The sequence below is a fragment of the Flavobacteriales bacterium genome (assembly GCA_026129465.1).
In the GTDB taxonomy this organism is placed as follows: Bacteria; Bacteroidota; Bacteroidia; order Flavobacteriales_F; family PHOS-HE28; genus PHOS-HE28.
Genome location: JAHCIA010000001.1, coordinates 1,200,510 through 1,216,152 on the forward strand (window position 1 = coordinate 1,200,510; position 15,643 = coordinate 1,216,152).

At 56.8% G+C, this 15,643-nt stretch carries 14 protein-coding genes; 10 read left to right on the top strand and 4 right to left on the bottom strand.

Annotated features, from left to right (window positions below; all coding sequences use genetic code 11):
* Positions 1–318: 318 nt before the first annotated feature.
* Together KIT10_05140 and KIT10_05145 are read left to right on the top strand one after the other, a co-directional pair.
* The gene (locus tag KIT10_05140) at positions 319–606 is read left to right on the top strand and encodes a hypothetical protein (GenBank protein ID MCW5898635.1); all 288 of its coding nucleotides are present in this window, start codon (positions 319–321) and stop codon (positions 604–606) included.
* 1 nt (position 607) lies between these two features.
* Complete coding sequence (locus tag KIT10_05145; protein ID MCW5898636.1) at positions 608–1,054, top strand: hypothetical protein; 447 nt, start codon at positions 608–610, stop codon at positions 1,052–1,054.
* A 113-nt stretch (positions 1,055–1,167) separates the two neighbouring features.
* On the opposite strand, the gene KIT10_05150 is transcribed toward KIT10_05145, so the two are convergent.
* Both KIT10_05150 and KIT10_05155 read right to left on the bottom strand, forming a co-directional pair.
* Positions 1,168–2,253 (bottom strand): hypothetical protein, encoded by a 1,086-nt coding sequence (locus KIT10_05150; GenBank protein MCW5898637.1) that lies wholly within the window; start codon positions 2,251–2,253, stop codon positions 1,168–1,170.
* Complete coding sequence (locus KIT10_05155; GenBank protein MCW5898638.1) at positions 2,253–3,638, bottom strand: DNA cytosine methyltransferase; 1,386 nt, start codon at positions 3,636–3,638, stop codon at positions 2,253–2,255. The genes KIT10_05150 and KIT10_05155 overlap by 1 nt, the downstream gene beginning before the upstream one ends.
* A 304-nt stretch (positions 3,639–3,942) precedes the next feature.
* Here KIT10_05155 and KIT10_05160 point away from each other — a divergent pair, with 304 nt between their 5' ends.
* From KIT10_05160 to KIT10_05195, 8 genes are all read left to right on the top strand, one after another.
* Complete coding sequence (locus tag KIT10_05160; protein MCW5898639.1) at positions 3,943–4,260, top strand: hypothetical protein; 318 nt, start codon at positions 3,943–3,945, stop codon at positions 4,258–4,260.
* 99 nt (positions 4,261–4,359) lie between these two features.
* Positions 4,360–5,052 carry a hypothetical protein gene (locus tag KIT10_05165; GenBank protein ID MCW5898640.1) on the top strand — a complete coding sequence of 231 codons (693 nt, stop codon included), beginning with the start codon at positions 4,360–4,362 and terminating at the stop codon, positions 5,050–5,052.
* Between the two features lie 209 nt (positions 5,053–5,261).
* Positions 5,262–6,527 (top strand): tyrosine-type recombinase/integrase, encoded by a 1,266-nt coding sequence (locus KIT10_05170; protein MCW5898641.1) that lies wholly within the window; start codon positions 5,262–5,264, stop codon positions 6,525–6,527.
* Between the two features lie 187 nt (positions 6,528–6,714).
* Positions 6,715–7,437: a hypothetical protein gene (locus KIT10_05175; GenBank protein MCW5898642.1), complete on the top strand. Its 723-nt coding sequence runs from the start codon at positions 6,715–6,717 to the stop codon at positions 7,435–7,437.
* 289 nt (positions 7,438–7,726) lie between these two features.
* Entirely contained in the window at positions 7,727–9,043 is a 1,317-nt protein-coding gene (hutI, locus tag KIT10_05180) for an imidazolonepropionase (GenBank protein MCW5898643.1), read from the top strand.
* The gene (locus KIT10_05185; protein ID MCW5898644.1) at positions 9,006–9,794 is read left to right on the top strand and encodes a CPBP family intramembrane metalloprotease; all 789 of its coding nucleotides are present in this window, start codon (positions 9,006–9,008) and stop codon (positions 9,792–9,794) included. Before hutI ends, KIT10_05185 begins: the two co-directional genes overlap by 38 nt.
* A gap of 116 nt (positions 9,795–9,910) precedes the next feature.
* The gene (gene ftcD / locus KIT10_05190) at positions 9,911–11,605 is read left to right on the top strand and encodes a glutamate formimidoyltransferase (protein ID MCW5898645.1); all 1,695 of its coding nucleotides are present in this window, start codon (positions 9,911–9,913) and stop codon (positions 11,603–11,605) included.
* 97 nt (positions 11,606–11,702) lie between these two features.
* Positions 11,703–14,084, top strand: a complete 2,382-nt coding sequence (locus KIT10_05195) for a hypothetical protein (protein ID MCW5898646.1) — start codon at positions 11,703–11,705, stop codon at positions 14,082–14,084.
* On the opposite strand, the gene KIT10_05200 is transcribed toward KIT10_05195, so the two are convergent.
* Complete coding sequence (locus tag KIT10_05200) at positions 14,023–14,895, bottom strand: hypothetical protein (GenBank protein ID MCW5898647.1); 873 nt, start codon at positions 14,893–14,895, stop codon at positions 14,023–14,025. The two genes, KIT10_05195 and KIT10_05200, sit on opposite strands and share 62 nt — an antisense overlap.
* A 27-nt stretch (positions 14,896–14,922) precedes the next feature.
* Complete coding sequence (locus KIT10_05205; GenBank protein MCW5898648.1) at positions 14,923–15,603, bottom strand: response regulator transcription factor; 681 nt, start codon at positions 15,601–15,603, stop codon at positions 14,923–14,925.
* Positions 15,604–15,643: the final 40 nt, after the last annotated feature.

Sequence of the window (15,643 nt, forward strand, 5' to 3'; positions counted from 1 at the left end):
AACTAGTTGGGTGCCATCGCGAAAAAGCCAACGCGCAAAGCCCACGCACGAAAATACGCCAACGCTACCAAGGCCCACGCTCGACTGAAAGACAGAACCCGGCCCGGCTGAGAACCCAAAAAAGGGCGGCAGCCAATGCCGCCCGGAGAACTTCGGAGGACTGCAGAAGAAGAACCGGCTCCGCCGGAAAGGACTTGAAGAAGGCGGCTGAAGGCCGACCAATAACGACGATTACCTCTCCGTTGACACCGAACAGCCCAGCGGCTCAGACCATTGAACTGACCCATATCTTTGCACCGTGAGCAACCCACTACGACCATGAGCGAAACGACCATCCACGCAACCATCGGGAAGCGGGTCGATCCCGCTACCAACGAGGTGACCCTTTTCATTGAGGATCAGCCTTGGGGGCCTATTGTAACGGGTGCAACCTTTAAAGAGGCCAAGGCAAAGTTCTTGAAGGTGCTGCCTGCCATCATGGTGGCCAATTCTTACTGCGAGATCAAGCATAATCCTGTTGACATGGAGGCCATCAAGGAACGCATCGCTGCGGCCCGAATCGAAATGGAGCGCCTGTCCAACAAGCTCGAAGAATGCGCTGCCTGACATGCTGCGACAAGAATCACTCGACGCGGTGTTGACCCGCCATGGCTACTACCAACGTTCCTTGAAGGGGTTGCGCGAGGCGCACCCCTTCGAGTACGTGGCCTTTCAACGCATCTACATCCAGGTGGAGGCGTATGCTGAACTCGATGTCATGGTACATAAGGAAAGCATCATTGACCGGGACTTCCAGATTTGGATTAAGCCCGGGCACTATGCATATGCCATCGAAAAGAAAAAGGTCTACAACAGGACCGAGACCGAAATATTCGCACAGAAATTTTCCATTCCATTTTCCGAGTTCGAGGAAATCGCCGTATCCACTGGCACTATGTTGCCGCCTAATCCTGTGGTTGACTTGTCGGCTGCTATTCAAGGCCCGGTTTCTCAGCAACGGACCATTCCTGTTGGCTCAGTAACTGTGACCCGCACTGACGGGAAAGTACAATAAGGGTTAGTACTTGGTGCGCCAGCGTTGGCGGTTGCGCCACCACTTGCCGGACACCAGCCACCAAAGACCTTTGAGCAGGTCAAGAAGCATCCGGTGGCGTGGGTGCATGTAGCTCATATGCCCTCGTCGAAGAATGCGGTCATCGCGGTTGCGAACCAGAATAATTGCTCCTGTGTGAAGTCCTCGCGTATCCAATCGGGTAGGGCATGGCGAGGGAACCGCAATCCTGCAAGGGCAGTAGCTAACTGTTGGAGCTTGATATTGATCTGCGTCTCCATGTCAGCCTCTTCGATGCTGTCCGCAAGCGCCTTGGCCAAGGCAAGCAGTATCTCCAAGTAGACGAAGTGCGCGGCACTTGGATTATCGGGCCTTCCGATGAAAGACCAGAAGTCCATACCAACGCGCCGGTATATTCGTACGCTTCGGGTAGCGCTGTCGATTAATACTCCGGGCCGCTCAGCCCTGTTTTCTTCCTCGAACCCAGCGCTGAGCAACTTGACGAGTATCTGGTTGTCCTTGTTGTTGGTCGTCTTGTCGGTTCCATAGGTCAGACCGACAACAACATCAATCCCGTTGACGCCTGGGTAATTGTTGCGTGTTTGTGCAAGCCATTGCGGGTGGTTGTCAACGATGGCGCGGGTCATGCCTTGCACCTGTGTGTCGTTGATGGTATTGGGGCCGCTCTTGATGGTCGTCAGATAGCGCCGATCGCCGACAACGCAAGCCTTGTCTATTTCGCGCCAGACAGAATCCAGCCTTTGCTGGGCTCGTTCATCTCTCGACAATCCTGCATAGGAAGCGAACTCGGCAGTCTTCTCCGGGGCCTCAGCCCATCGGCTCTTTGAGCCAATCGGGTACTGCCCAACAAACGTTGCCTCAATCGACTTCCCGAAGGAAGTTTCCAACGCCATGTATGTCTTGCTGTTGAATAGGAACTCCGCGAACTTGGCCGGATCGCCCAGTTTCATGACACTTGCAGAGGTCAGCAACACGTATGGGTTGGTCCGATAGTCGGCCACGCCATTCCTTCTATTGAAGGCGGCTGGCATGTTCGTGACAATGTAGCTTGCCAACCCCTTCGCCAAGGCCAGCACTCGGTCCTCGTCCACCAGCTTGAAGCCCTCGACGATGCGCTTCGCATCAAACCTGTGCCTGCGCGATTTGAGCAGCGCAGAAAGCTCGTTGTTACGCTTCGCCATTACGCTACAAGCTCTTTCACCTTTCTCAAGGTCTGTGGTGGTTCATAGGTGCAGTCTCCATTCGTGTCTCCGTCTTCCCAGACCATGATCTTGCCGTCCTTGTACCACTGCCTTGTGCGCACATGGGACTGCACGTAGATGACCCGATAACCCTCTGGCTTTTTGTCTAGCGGTTTCCAATTGCGCCCAGCCAATTCATCAAGCTGTTTGGCGATAACACCACCAGCAACAAATCCCAATCGGGTTGGCACTGCGTTTCCAACTTGCTTGTACTGTTGGCTCGGGGTACCCGCGATCTTCCAATCTTCAGGAAACTCTTGGACGAGTACGTATTCCTTGATGGAGAGCGCCCTTGTTTCAACCGGGTGGCACAGAGAGGTTCCGGCGTGGTTTGGCATGGTCAAGAGCGTGGGGCATGGTAGGTCGAATGTCAGTCTTCTCCACCAACCTGAACGACCGCCCTTCGCAAACCAAGTTCGGCCCATGCTTTCCTTCTGCAACTCTTCCGGTAGGCTTCGCCAGTTCGACCCTTCCGGCACCATTGAAAGGATTTGCTTCTTGCGCGGGCTGAAGTCCATGCCAACGGGGCCTGGTTCGGCAAGGTGTCCAATCGCATCTCGAAGTGTGCGCCAGGGTAGCAGGGGGTTGGGCTCTTCATCGAACAACCCCAATGGCCTCTTCTTCTGTTCGGCTACCGGCCCATGCGTTGGGTCCGGGAAGTCAACGACCGCGTTGTACCTATTGCCGATGAACAGAGCGCGTTCCCGTATTTGCGGTGCGCCGTAGTTGACGGAGTTGACCTCGAATATGTCCATGTGATACCCAGCGGCAATGCGCTGCATGTCCTCGGCAAAGAGTCTTACGACCGAGCCGGGCATTTCGTCAATATCCAGCGGTGGACCGCCCTTGTCCGGGCGCTGTGCTATTGGTCGATGCTTCAGTGCTGCCGACAACAAACCCCTGACGTTCTCCATCAGGAACATCTTGGGCTGCATCGCCTCGACAAAGCGAAGGAACTGCCAGATCAACGTTCCTCGCGCATCTTGCACAGACTGCCGTTTTCCCGCCGTACTGAACGCTTGGCATGGAGGTCCGCCCACAAGCACGTCGAGTTCACCCGGCTTGATTCCGCAATCCTTCATCACTTGGTACGGGTCAAGGTTCGTAATGTCACCTTCATAGACCCGCAAGTGGTCAGCAAGCCGCCCCTCTGCTTGGTTCAGGCGTATGGTATCACAAAAAGCCTTCTCCAGTTCGACACATGCCAACAGGTCGTAACGCCCTGTCTGTTCCATCCCAAGGTCCAAGCCCATGGCACCGCTGAAGAGCGAGATAGCCTTGTACTTCTTAGGAGCATTGCCCTTGGTCGTCTTAGTCTTTTTCATGGCTTACGGCGTTGCAAGTTACCGACCTACCTTCGACCGTCATTCACGATCGACCTGAGTTGCCAACAAACCCCTGAGCGCAATGGTGCCCACTGCGCTTAACATGGAGTGCCAATGCGAACAGCCGGGCCGGGTTCTGAGTCCCGCTTGTCCACTGACAGCAAGCCACTACCTTGCAGCAATGGGCGGGACGAATACGGAAGACGCGACGGCACCCAACATCGGCTTGCCGCAATGCTCGTTCCTCGCACATGCGGCAAGCCTCATCCGTTGGTGGCAAGTGTAATGACAACAGATACAAATAATGATTAAGTATCAATATGCAAAAGACGAGAATGAAAAGCTGATTGACATTGACAGCTTAAACGAAGAGAACAGAGTAAATTCTAAGTTCTTCTGCATAGGTTGTGGGAATGAGTTAATTGCTAGACTTGGAAAAATTAAGGTTCACCATTTTGCACATAAAAAAGTTGTAACCTGTTCAGGAGAAACATATCTGCATTTACTTGGAAAACAACTGTTTTTTGATAATTATACCGATTGTTTGAATACAAATAGACCATTCACAATTGAGATATACCAAAAAAGAACTTGTAATCACTATGAAAAAGAACTTGGCTGAAAATGTAAACTACCAAAGGCTACGACTAAATTTGACCTAACGCAGTTCTTTGACAAGATTTCAGTAGAAACAAGAGAAGGTTCATTTATTGCAGATATAATGCTCACAAGCAAAAACGGCAAGGAGAAAGTATTTGTAGAAATTGCTGTTACACACCTATCAACTGAACAAAAATTAAACTCTAATTATAGAATTATTGAGTTAGAAATTGAAAACGAAGAAGACTTTGAACCAATAAAAAGAAAGTATTTAAGCGTAAACGACTCAAAAGTTAAATTCAAAAATTTCAAGACAAATGAAATAAATGCTTCGCTTTGCAATGGGAATTGCCAAATAGATTACAACTTTTTTACTCTTGACAAAGACGGAAGATGTTTATTAAAACAAAGAAACCTTAGGCAGATAAAAAATCAGTTAGTGACAGAGAAAGACAGGATTTTGAAGTATGAAATATCAAATGACATTGGACACAATTATCCAGATATTTTCAAAAAAGGAGTAGCAACTTTTTCACAACAGAATTTAAAGGTTAAAAACTGTTTTGTTTGTCGGTATCACGCAGAAAATAACTCTTGGCAATATTATGAAGATACGATTGGTGTTCCAATTTTTTGTAAGTTTCTCAAAATAAAATGTAATTCAAACCAAGCAGTAAGTTGTGAATATTTCAAATTAGAGAAAAATTACGTTCAGAAAATCATAACGACAATTCAAGAATATGATTCAGAAATGGAACAATATTATAAGGAAATTGATGAAGCGGGAACTGTTGACGAAAATTGGGACGAATAATAGAACACCAGCCACCAACAAGGGTTTTGCGTCAGGCGGGGTGACGTGTAAACTTGAAGTTTTGTGCTTCTATTCAAGTGCAGTGCTGGTTGACAGTTTTGTGCTCCGAAACCCGCCCGAACGCAAAGCCCGAAAACGTTGTCGCAAATTCCTATACCTGGCATTGAATGAAGAGTAAACAGGAACTTAAGCGATATCTATCATCAGAGATGGAGAGACTCGACTTCGCTAAGAAGTCAATAGAGGCCTATCAAATTTGGTTAGTAAAGCTGCAAGAACATTATCCCAGAAAGGACCTGAAGAAACTGTCATTCGAAGAGATCAAGGCCTTCATTGAACATCACATCAAAAAAGGGCGTGCATCGGCATCTGGAATTAACATAGCATGCCATGCAGTAGTACTTCTTTATAACAGACTATGGGGGCATGACTATGATTTCACCGGTATAAACCGACCACAGTGTAAACGATTGCGAATCGAATCTCTTTCACAAGATGAGATTATCAAGCTCATTGATTCGACAACAAATAGCAAACAAAAAGCTGTAATCGCCTTGACGTACTCATCCGGTCTTGACTTGGCTGAAGTAACTCATCTTAGACTAACAGACGTTGACCTTATCAGAGACAATCTAAAAATTAGAGACAAGAACGGCAAACTGAAGAGGGTTTCTATACTTTCAAATCAAGCCAAAAATATCCTTAATGTTCATATCGAAGAGAATGAGCCGAGCAGGTATTTATTTGAAGGATATAAGCAAGGCTTCAAATACTCCGATCGGTCAGTTCAACGCATGTTCAATCAAACGGCTGCACGCGCAGGTATAAAGAGAAAGCTAACATTCAAGGTTCTGAAGTACTCCTACATTGTACACCTCGAAGAGTTGGGGGTGCCACTTAGAACAACACTTCACGAATTAGGCTTGAAGAGCTCCAACACATTAGACTTTTTCAGCGAAGCCATTGCCAAAGGGAATAACAAGGTATCCTTTAGCCCTCTTGACAAGATTCTTCACGAACCCAAGCTTGAGTACCCCGTTAACTTGGCACATCTCGAAGAATCAATCCAGTTGGTGAATAGCAAAGATGAACGAGAATATCTGCAAGAATCATTGATTTGCATTAAATCAAATTCGCTACGGGCTGGAATCATATTCGCTTGGAATGCCGCAGTCGTGAACATCCGTAAAAAGTGCTTCTCACACGGCAAAGTGACATTGACTCAAGCCATTCAGAAGCACTATGAAAAGGCACCAACCATTTCTAATCTTGATGACTTGGCCAACATAAAGGATAGTACTCTTATATTGGCATTCCAGGGTCTTGGTCATGTGGATAAAGGGGAAAAGGATGCACTCGTCGAGTGTTTAAACCTCAGAAACAAGTGTGGTCATCCAAGTCAATATCGGCCGAAATCTTTCAAGGCGATGTCGTTCCTAGAAGAGTTGCTAACGATAGTATTCAATAAACAGTGACGGAACTTGCGACAACATGCGCTTGCCGCAAGCCGCCCTCGTCCCGGTGCAAACTCCCGTTGAAGGATGATAACTTCGTCCAGGAACAAGATCACGAAAGGCGGCCTGCGGCAAGCGCAGGGCCGTTGCCGGCAATGTGCAAAATGAGCAACGACAAAAGAGTTGATATTATATTTTGACAACACGAATGACTGGACAGACAAATAATCACAAGACTAAATTCTTTTTAGTTATTGGTGTCATTGGACTCTTTGCCGTATTGACAGGCTTTTCAACAACATTTCTAATTCCATTAGGCAAAGGAACATTTGAGGCACCTCTGATTATCTATATACATGGAGCTTTTGCGTTCAGTTGGATTTGCCTTTTCACGACACAGTCATTATTGGTTCGAAATAATAGCGTTAGACAACACAGACTTTTAGGCTTTTTAGGACTTGTAATTGCAACTGGAGTCACTCTAACCTTAATACCCGTTGGACTATATCAGGTTGAAAAGGAATTAGCTCAAGGCCTTGGACAGATAGCCATTTCATCAATAATTGGGACAATAATCTCTGCAATAATATTTATATCACTTGTTTTAACTGGAATTCTAAAAAGGCATAAACCTTCAACTCATAAACGACTGATGTTGCTTGCGACAATATTGTTATTGTGGCCAGCATGGTTCCGTTTTAGGCATATATTTCCATCTGTACCCAATCCTGAGATTTGGTTTGCAATAGTTTTAGCAGACAGTTTGATAATCATAAGTTTCATATGGGACAAAATTACGTACGGAAAAGTGAACCCGACTCTATTATATACTGGAGTGTTTATTATTATTGAGCATGCAGTTGAGGCGTACATGTTCGACACGACTTTATGGAGAGAATTAGCAAATAGAATTTACGGACTATTGACATGAAGCACACAGCCGGCAAGACCGTGTTTATTTAATTGCGGGGTTCGGTATTGGCTATCAAGTTTTGGTTTCTTAATTTAGTCCGCTGTAGGCGGACAGTTGCGGAGCAAGTCGGTCTTAACATTCCGCTGCGCTTCATTTTTAAGCCCTCCTACTCCCGCAACTAAATAAACACAAAACGTTAGCCGCAAGCCTCCTATCGTCGGCCTGCGGCTAACGGGGACCACGCATCAAGGGTGCGGTCCCAGCCCCATCCTCGTTCCTTCGGTCGGCCACCCTTTCTTTGTGGCCCATGCGCCGCCTGCTCATCACCAACGCCAAAGCCCTGGTGGGCACGCACCCGCCGGGCACAGGGCTGCTGAGCGGTGTGGCCATGGCACGACTGCCGCTAATAGAGAACGGCTGGCTGCTGGCCGAGGATGGCATCATCAGCGCCATGGGCCCCATGCGCGAGGCGCCCGAGGTGGAGAACAGCCACACCAAGGTGATCGATGCGCGTGGTCGCTTTGTGCTCCCCGGCTGGTGCGACCCCCATACCCACACCGTCTTCGCCGCCCCACGCGAGGAGGAGTTCGTGGACAAGATCCGCGGCCTCAGCTACCAGGAGATCGCCGACAAGGGCGGCGGCATCCTCAACAGCGCCCGCAAGCTGCGCGCGATGGATGAGGAGATGCTCTTCGCGCAGAGCAAGGCCAGGCTGGAAGAGATGATGCGCCAGGGCACCACCGCCGTGGAGATCAAGAGCGGCTATGGACTCTCCCTGGAAAGCGAACTGAAGATGCTGCGCGTGGTGCAGCGCCTGAAGGAGACACTTCCCCTGCCCATCAAGGCCACATTGCTGGCGGCCCACGCGCTGCCGCCCGAATACCGGGATGATCGCGCGGGCTATATCCAGCTGATCACCGATACGCTCATTCCGCAGGTGGCGGCCGAGGGCCTGGCCGACTTCGTGGACGTGTTCTGCGAGACGAACTACTTCACCGTGGCCGAAATGGAGGCCGTGCTGGAGGCTGGCGCCAGGCATGGCCTGCGCGGCAAGGTGCATGTGAACCAGTTCACCAGCATCGGCGGCGTCCAGGCGGCCATCCGCCACGGCGCCCGCAGTGTGGACCACCTGGAGGTGATGGAGGAGGCGGACATCGATGCGCTGGCAGGGGTCTGGGGGCGGATGGACTGGTCGGCCAAAAGGGTCGACGCTTCAATGCCCATGCTTCCCATCCCGACCTTGTTGCCGTCTTGTTCCTTCTTCCTGCGGATCCCTTATGCTCCGGCGCGCGACCTGCTGGACCGCGGGCTGCCCGTGGCACTGGCCACCGACCACAACCCCGGCAGCACGCCCAGCGGCAACATGAACCTGGTGCTCTCGCTGGCCTGCATCCAATTGCGCATGCTGCCCGAGGAGGCCATCAACGCCATGACGCTGAACGCCGCGGCCGCCATGGACCTGGCCGATCAGGTGGGGAGCATCGCCGTGGGCAAGCGCGCGAACCTGATCATCACCCGGCCGGTACCTTCGCTGGCCTATCTGCCCTACGCCTTCGGCAACGACCACATCGACACCGTGCTCATCGATGGAGAACCCTTCCGCTCCGGGGACGCCCTCGCCTGATCCCACCTCCTCGCCACTGCGCCCGCCCGGCCTCGAGTTCGCCATGGGCGTGGCGCTCTTCGCCATCACCATCATGGGCTTCATGGTGGTGCAGACGGCGGTCTTCATCCAGGGGGTGCTCCGCCTCTCGCCCGATATCGCCCCCGATGGTTTCTCCACGAGCTTGATCCAGGACGCCGCCTTCCGCGCCCGCATGGACGAACTGATCCACCATGGCGATCTGGTGGCCGAGCAAGCGATCTGGAGCGGACTGGCCGGGCTGCTCTTCATCCTCGGCACCGTGTACCTGTGGAAGCGCGCCCGCACCGCGGACTTCCTGGGCCTGCGCGCACCGCGCCTGCGCCAGATCGGCCTCTGGCTCGGCATGTTCATATTGCTGGGCCTGCTGATCGAGGGGCTCTCCTACCTCAGCCCGGCCTTCGACACGGACTTCATGGAGCGCGTCATCGCCACCAACAGCGATCGTATGCTGCTGCTTCTGGGCGTGGGCCTGCTGGCGCCGCTCTTCGAGGAATTCCTGCTGCGCGGCCTGTTGCTCGGCTCGCTGCGCCACATCACCGAGGAGCACGCCGCCGTGGCCCTCAGTGCCGGGGTCTTCACGCTGATGCACCTGCAATACAGCTGGACGGTGATGCTGCTGATCCTGCCCATGGGCGTGGTGCTCGGCTATGCACGCACCCGCAGCGGCAGCATCTGGGTGCCCGTGCTGCTGCATGTGGCCAACAACACGGTGAGCGTGTTCTGGCCATAGGGCCGGTAAGGCATCGCAGGCGTGGCCCCATGGCTCGGCGTGGGCAACATCCACAACCCGGCCTGCGACTTCCAACCGCCCCCGCCCACCTAGCTTTGCCGCCCAATTCCAAAGACATGCAACGCCGCCTGATCGAATGTGTGCCCAACATCAGCGAGGGCCGCGACCGTGCCAAGATCGACGCCATCGCCAACGTGGTCACCACCGTGGAAGGGGTCCGTCTCTTGGACATCGATCCCGGAAAGGCCACCAACCGAACGGTGATCACCTTCGTGGGCGGGCCCGAGGCGGTGTGCGAGGCGGCCTTCCTGCTGGTGAAGAAGGCGCAGGAACTCATCGACATGCGCGGCCACACCGGCGAGCACCCGCGCTTCGGCGCCACCGATGTCTGTCCCCTGGTGCCGATCAGCGGGGTGACGATGGCCGAATGCGCGGAATACGCGCGCGCACTGGGGAAGCGCGTGGGCGATGAACTGGGGATACCGGTCTACCTTTACGAGAACGCCGCGCGCGAGGAGAAGCGACGCAACCTGGCCAACAACCGCAGCGGCGAATACGAGGGCCTGAAGAAGAAGCTCGGCGATACCGCCTGGAAGCCCGACCATGGCCCGGCGGAATGGAACGAACGTGTGGCCCGCAGCGGCGCCATCGCCATCGGGGCGCGCAACTTCCTGGTGGCCTACAACATCAACCTGAACAGTACCAGCACGCGCCGCGCGAACGCCATCGCCTTCGACATCCGCGAGGCCGGACGCGTGAAACGCGAGGGCGATCCCCTCACGGGCAAGGTCGTCAACGATGCCAATGGCGAACCGGTGAAGATCCCCGGCAAGCTCAAGGCCGTGAAGGGCATCGGCTGGTACATCGAGGAGTACGGCATAGCACAGCTCTCGCTCAATCTCACCGACATCACGGTGACACCGGTGCATGTGGCCTTCGACGAGGCCTGCAAGAGCGCGGCGGAGCGTGGCATCCGGGTCACCGGCAGCGAACTGGTGGGCCTGATCCCCAAGCAGGCGCTGTTGGACGCGGCGGACTTCTTCCTCACCCGCCAGGAACGCAGCCTGGGCATCCCTGAACGGGAGAAGATCAAGATCGCCGTGAAGTCCTTGGGGCTGGACGATCTGGCGCCCTTCGATCCGGAGAAGAAGGTGATCGAATACATGCTGGCCGAACCGGGACAGGAGCGGCTGGTGCGCATGGACCTGAAGCGCTTCAGCGAGGAGGCCGCCAGCGAGAGCCCGGCCCCCGGCGGCGGCAGTGTGGCGGCTTACGTGGGCGCGTTGGGCGCGGCGCTCGGCACCATGGTGGCCAACCTCAGCGCGCACAAACGCGGCTGGGACGACCGCTGGGCGGCATACAGCGCTTGGGCCGTGCAAGGCGAGGCGCTCCGCAACGAACTGCTCTTCCTGGTGGACGAGGACACCCGGGCCTATGACCGGATCATCGCCTGCTTCGGCATGCCCAAGGGCAACGACGCCGAAAAAGCCGCGCGCAAATCCGCGATCGACGAGGCCACCAAGGGCGCGATCAACACCCCGCTGCGCACCATGGAGGTGTGCGTGGAAAGCATGGCGCTGATGAAGGCCATGGCCGGGACCGGCCTGGAAGCCAGCGTGAGCGATGCCGGTGTGGGCGCCCTGTGCGCGCGCACCGGGGCGATCGGCGGCTACCTCAACGTTCGCATCAACTGCGCCGGATTGGGCGATGAGGCCTTCAAGAAGCAGGTGCTCGCACGGGCGGAGGAACTCAAGGCACAGGCCGAGGCGCTGGAAGCCGAGGTGATGGCGATCACGCTGCGAAAGGTGTAGGCGGCATCCACCCCCGGCTGTCGATGAAGCATGACGTCCGGCACAACACGCCGCGTCATGCGGCCGTATCATTGATGCGGTCCCGTTCCGCACAGCGATGCACGCCCGACAGTCCTTCCGCCAGCGCATCCGGCGCGTGCAGTACTTCTTTCCGCTGCAGTTGCTGTTGCTGCATCTGAAGAAGAACCACCTCCTGCTGCTCTTCTGGCTACTGCTCTTCGGCTACATCACCGAGGGCATCGGCGTGAAGTACGGTATCCCCTACCTCTTCCTGTTCCCGGAATACTTCGGGCGCACGGGCTTCTTCGCCTTCGCCATCACGGGCTTCGCGCTGGGCGGCTTCATCACGGCCTTCAACCTGTATAGCTACACGATGCACGGCTACCGCTTCCCGTTCATCTCCACGCTGGCAAGGCCCTTCCTGAAGTTCAACGTGAACAACGCGGCGATCCCCGTGCTTTTCATCCTCACCTATCTATGGTGCAGCGCGGTTTTCCAGCACGAGAAGGAGTTGATGCCGCCCTGGCGGATCGCCCTGCACCTGGCGGGCTTCGTCTGCGGGGTGCTCGCCTTCCTGGGCCTGGCCCTGCTCTATTTCACGCGCACCAATACGGACATCATCAAGCTGCTGGGCGGCGAACCCGAGGAGTACCGCCCCGCCGAACCCTTGGTGGACATCATCGGTCCGGCGCATGACGCTCCGCCGCGCGACCGCCAGGAGAAACGCAAGGCCAACCGCTGGCTGCGGCTGGCGCAGCGCACGGAGAAATGGCGTGTGGAGACCTACCTCACGCCCCGGCTGCGCATCAAGCTGGCGCGCAGCAGCGCCCACTACGACCGGGAGCTGCTCCGTGGCGTGCTGTGGCAGAACCACGTGAACGGCTCCATCTTCGAGGTGGTGCTGGTGCTGAGCTTCCTGCTGCTGGGCGCCTTCAGCGACCTGCGTTTCTTCGCCATCCCCGCCGGGGCCAGCGCCTTCCTCTTCTTCACCATGCTGCTGATGATCTTCAGCGCGCTGTACAGCTGGTTGCAGGGCTGGACCGTCACGCTCTTCCTGCTCGGCGCCATCGCGCTCCACGCGTTGAGCCATCGAACGGTCTTCTTCTTCCACGACAGCCACGCCTTCGGACTCGACTACACGGTGCCGCCCGCGCGCTACGACCGCGCCAACATCGCCGCGCTTTGCTCGGATGCGGACGCGGCGCAACAGGACGCCGAGGAGATGCTGGAGACCTTGGAACGCTGGCGCGTGAAGAATGAGGCCCATGCTCCAGCAGACGGCAAGCCCTTGATGCTGCTGGTGAACACCAGCGGTGGCGGACAGCGTGCGCTCCTGTGGACCTTCCGCTGCCTGCAGGTGGCGGACAGTCTGGCGGGTGGCACCCTGATGGACCGGACCGCCCTGCTGACGGGATCATCGGGCGGATTGATCGGCGCGGCCTACTACCGCCAACTGGCCCTGGCCGATGCGGAGCAGGGCACCATGCGCCGATACAGCCCCACCCTGCTGGATGAACTCAGCGCGGACCTGCTCAACCCCGTGGCCTTCAACTTCGTCACCAACGACATGTTCGTGCGCTACCGCAAGCTGCGCGATGGCGACCTGCGCTACACCTTCGACCGCGGCCATGCCTTCGACCGCCGGCTGGACCTGATGACACACGGGCTGCTGGATGTGCGGCTGGATGACATGGCCCAGGCCGAGCGGGAGGCACGCACCCCCGCACTGGTGATCAGCCCCGCTTCCATCAACGATGGCCGCCGCCTGGTGATCGCCTCCCGGCCCATGGCCTTCCTGACGCACATGGTGCCCGAAAGTCAGCTGATGCGCAGTGGACAGCCGGAGGCGATCGAATTCCAACGCTTCTACAAGGACCAGCGCGCCGGCCGCCTCAAGCTTGTCACGGCGCTGCGCATGAACGCCACCTTCCCCTACATCACCCCGTTGGTGACCCTGCCCAGTGAGCCTCCCATGCGCGTGATGGACGCCGGCCTGCGCGACAACTACGGCTACCGCGTCACCCTGGCCTTCCTGCACACCTTCCGGGATTGGATCGCGGAGAACACCTCCGGCGTGGTGATGCTGCAATTGCGCGACACGCCGCGCGACATCGACGTGGAGGCCACGGCCAGCACGCTCTTCGGCCGGGTCGTCGATCCCCTGGGCAACGTGTACGACAACGTGGTGCGCATCCAGGACCAGGACTACGACCTGATGATGCGGCAGGCCAGCGCCTGGATGGGCTTCCCCATGGAAGTGGTGGACGTGGAATTGCGGCGCGACGAGGAGGAGCGCATCTCCCTGAGCTGGCACCTGACCGCGCTGGAACGCAAGCGGGTGTTGCGCGGCCTGGGCAGCGCGCACAACACGGCGGCCATGGCACGGCTGGGCGAACTGCTTGGCGGCTCAGCAGGGTCTATGGCGCCTGCCGGTACCAGCGCACCAGGCCTGGCAGCGGATCGGGCTCCGCGGCCATGAGCGTCATACCACGGTCCAGCAGGCATTCGGCGAGTATCTCCCGGAAGCCGTGGGCCACCGACCCCGTGGCATGCACTTCCATCCTGCGCTCCGGGCCGAAGAAGGTGGCGAGCAATTCCGCCAGCGCATGGAAGCGGCCGGTGAGCAACTCGCGCACGTAGGGCTCGTGGATGTGTGGCACCAGCAGGGCCGTGTAGCCCGCGAGCGCACGCGCCGGAAAGGGTGAGCGGTGGATATCCGCGAGTGTGGCGGCGAGGTCGGGACCATCAGGTCCGAAGAGCGCCGTGCGCACGGCCTGCGGCATGCGGCCGTAAAAGGCATCCTGCAACAGGGTCCTACCGATGTCAGCGCCGCTGCCCTCATCGCCCAAGGCCCAGCCCAGCGAAGGCATCGGTGTGAAAAGGTGCCTGCCATCGTACCAGCCGGCATTCATGCCGGTACCGAGGATGAGCACCAGGCCCGGCCGATCCCCGCACAAGCCCAGCGCCGCGCCCATCAGGTCGGTGTCCACCTGGATCGCGGCCTGTGGCCAGATGCCCTTGAGCGCGGCATGCATGGCCTCGCGGCGATCGGGCGAAGAACAACCGGCGGCGAAGACCACCACCCTTGGCGACCGAAGCAGGTCCGGCAGGTCCTCTTTGAAACGCTCCAACAGGTTGGCGGTGAAGACCTGGGCATCGCCACTCAGCGGGTTGTATCCCAGCAGTGGCCGGCCTTTGAGCGGCAGCACCCGCCCATCGCCCGTATCGGGCAGCCAGGCCCAGCGGGAGGAACTGCCGCCCACCTCGCCGATGACCAGTTCGCCGGACATGGCGGAAAGGTACCGGCCCGGCCGTGCTCAACGCACGGGGTCGAAGAGGAACTTGTTCGGACTCACCAGCCCGTTGCGCATGGCATACATCACCACGGCGGCGGTGTTGTTCACCCCCAGCTTCTGCATGATGTTGCGCCGGTGGGTGTTCACCGTATGCGCGCTGAGGTTGAGATGCTCGGCGATGCGTGTGTAGGAGCGGCCCTCGGCGATCAAGGCCAGTACTTCGCATTCGCGCTCGGTGAGGGACACGGGATCGCAGGTGAGCGGTTCGGCCAGGAACTTCGCGCTGTCCACCCCGGTGCGTTCCAGCGCAGCGAGCACCTTGCCGCAGTAGAACTTCTCCCCTTCCGCCGTGCGCAACACGGCCTCGATGATCTCCTCCACACCGCAATCCTTCCGGATGTAGCCCGTGACCCCGGCGCGTATGGCGCTGCGCAGGGTGGCGGGGGATGGATCGGGCGTAATGGCCACGAAGCGGGCGCGTTTGGCCCGGCGCATACCATCGCGGATGGCCGAGGCGCCGAAGCCCTCGGAGGTATGGTCGATCAGCACCACATCCGGGCGCAGCCGCACCAGTTGGGCCTGGAGCTCGATCGCGTCGCGTGCGGCACCCACCAGCTCCACCCGGTCCACTTTGGCCAGGATGGCGCGCAGCCCGATGAGGGCGAGTTCGCCTTGGTCGGCCAGGAGCGTGCGGATGCGCATGGGTTATTTAGGATCGTTCCAAAGAGAGCGCAAAGCTATC

What these genes read in the sequence shown, in the direction of transcription:
- KIT10_05205 (MCW5898648.1), bottom strand. Translation starts at nt 15,603, where the DNA reads ATGCGCATCCGCACGCTCCTGGCCGACCAAGGCGAACTCGCCCTCATC.
- KIT10_05160 (MCW5898639.1), top strand. Translation starts at nt 3,943, where the DNA reads ATGATTAAGTATCAATATGCAAAAGACGAGAATGAAAAGCTGATTGAC.
- KIT10_05150 (MCW5898637.1), bottom strand. Translation starts at nt 2,253, where the DNA reads ATGGCGAAGCGTAACAACGAGCTTTCTGCGCTGCTCAAATCGCGCAGG.
- KIT10_05200 (MCW5898647.1), bottom strand. Translation starts at nt 14,895, where the DNA reads ATGTCCGGCGAACTGGTCATCGGCGAGGTGGGCGGCAGTTCCTCCCGC.
- KIT10_05155 (MCW5898638.1), bottom strand. Translation starts at nt 3,638, where the DNA reads ATGAAAAAGACTAAGACGACCAAGGGCAATGCTCCTAAGAAGTACAAG.
- KIT10_05170 (MCW5898641.1), top strand. Translation starts at nt 5,262, where the DNA reads ATGGAGAGACTCGACTTCGCTAAGAAGTCAATAGAGGCCTATCAAATT.
- ftcD (MCW5898645.1), top strand. Translation starts at nt 9,911, where the DNA reads ATGCAACGCCGCCTGATCGAATGTGTGCCCAACATCAGCGAGGGCCGC.
- KIT10_05175 (MCW5898642.1), top strand. Translation starts at nt 6,715, where the DNA reads ATGACTGGACAGACAAATAATCACAAGACTAAATTCTTTTTAGTTATT.
- KIT10_05195 (MCW5898646.1), top strand. Translation starts at nt 11,703, where the DNA reads ATGCACGCCCGACAGTCCTTCCGCCAGCGCATCCGGCGCGTGCAGTAC.
- KIT10_05165 (MCW5898640.1), top strand. Translation starts at nt 4,360, where the DNA reads ATGCTCACAAGCAAAAACGGCAAGGAGAAAGTATTTGTAGAAATTGCT.
- KIT10_05145 (MCW5898636.1), top strand. Translation starts at nt 608, where the DNA reads ATGCTGCGACAAGAATCACTCGACGCGGTGTTGACCCGCCATGGCTAC.
- KIT10_05185 (MCW5898644.1), top strand. Translation starts at nt 9,006, where the DNA reads ATGGAGAACCCTTCCGCTCCGGGGACGCCCTCGCCTGATCCCACCTCC.
- hutI (MCW5898643.1), top strand. Translation starts at nt 7,727, where the DNA reads ATGCGCCGCCTGCTCATCACCAACGCCAAAGCCCTGGTGGGCACGCAC.
- KIT10_05140 (MCW5898635.1), top strand. Translation starts at nt 319, where the DNA reads ATGAGCGAAACGACCATCCACGCAACCATCGGGAAGCGGGTCGATCCC.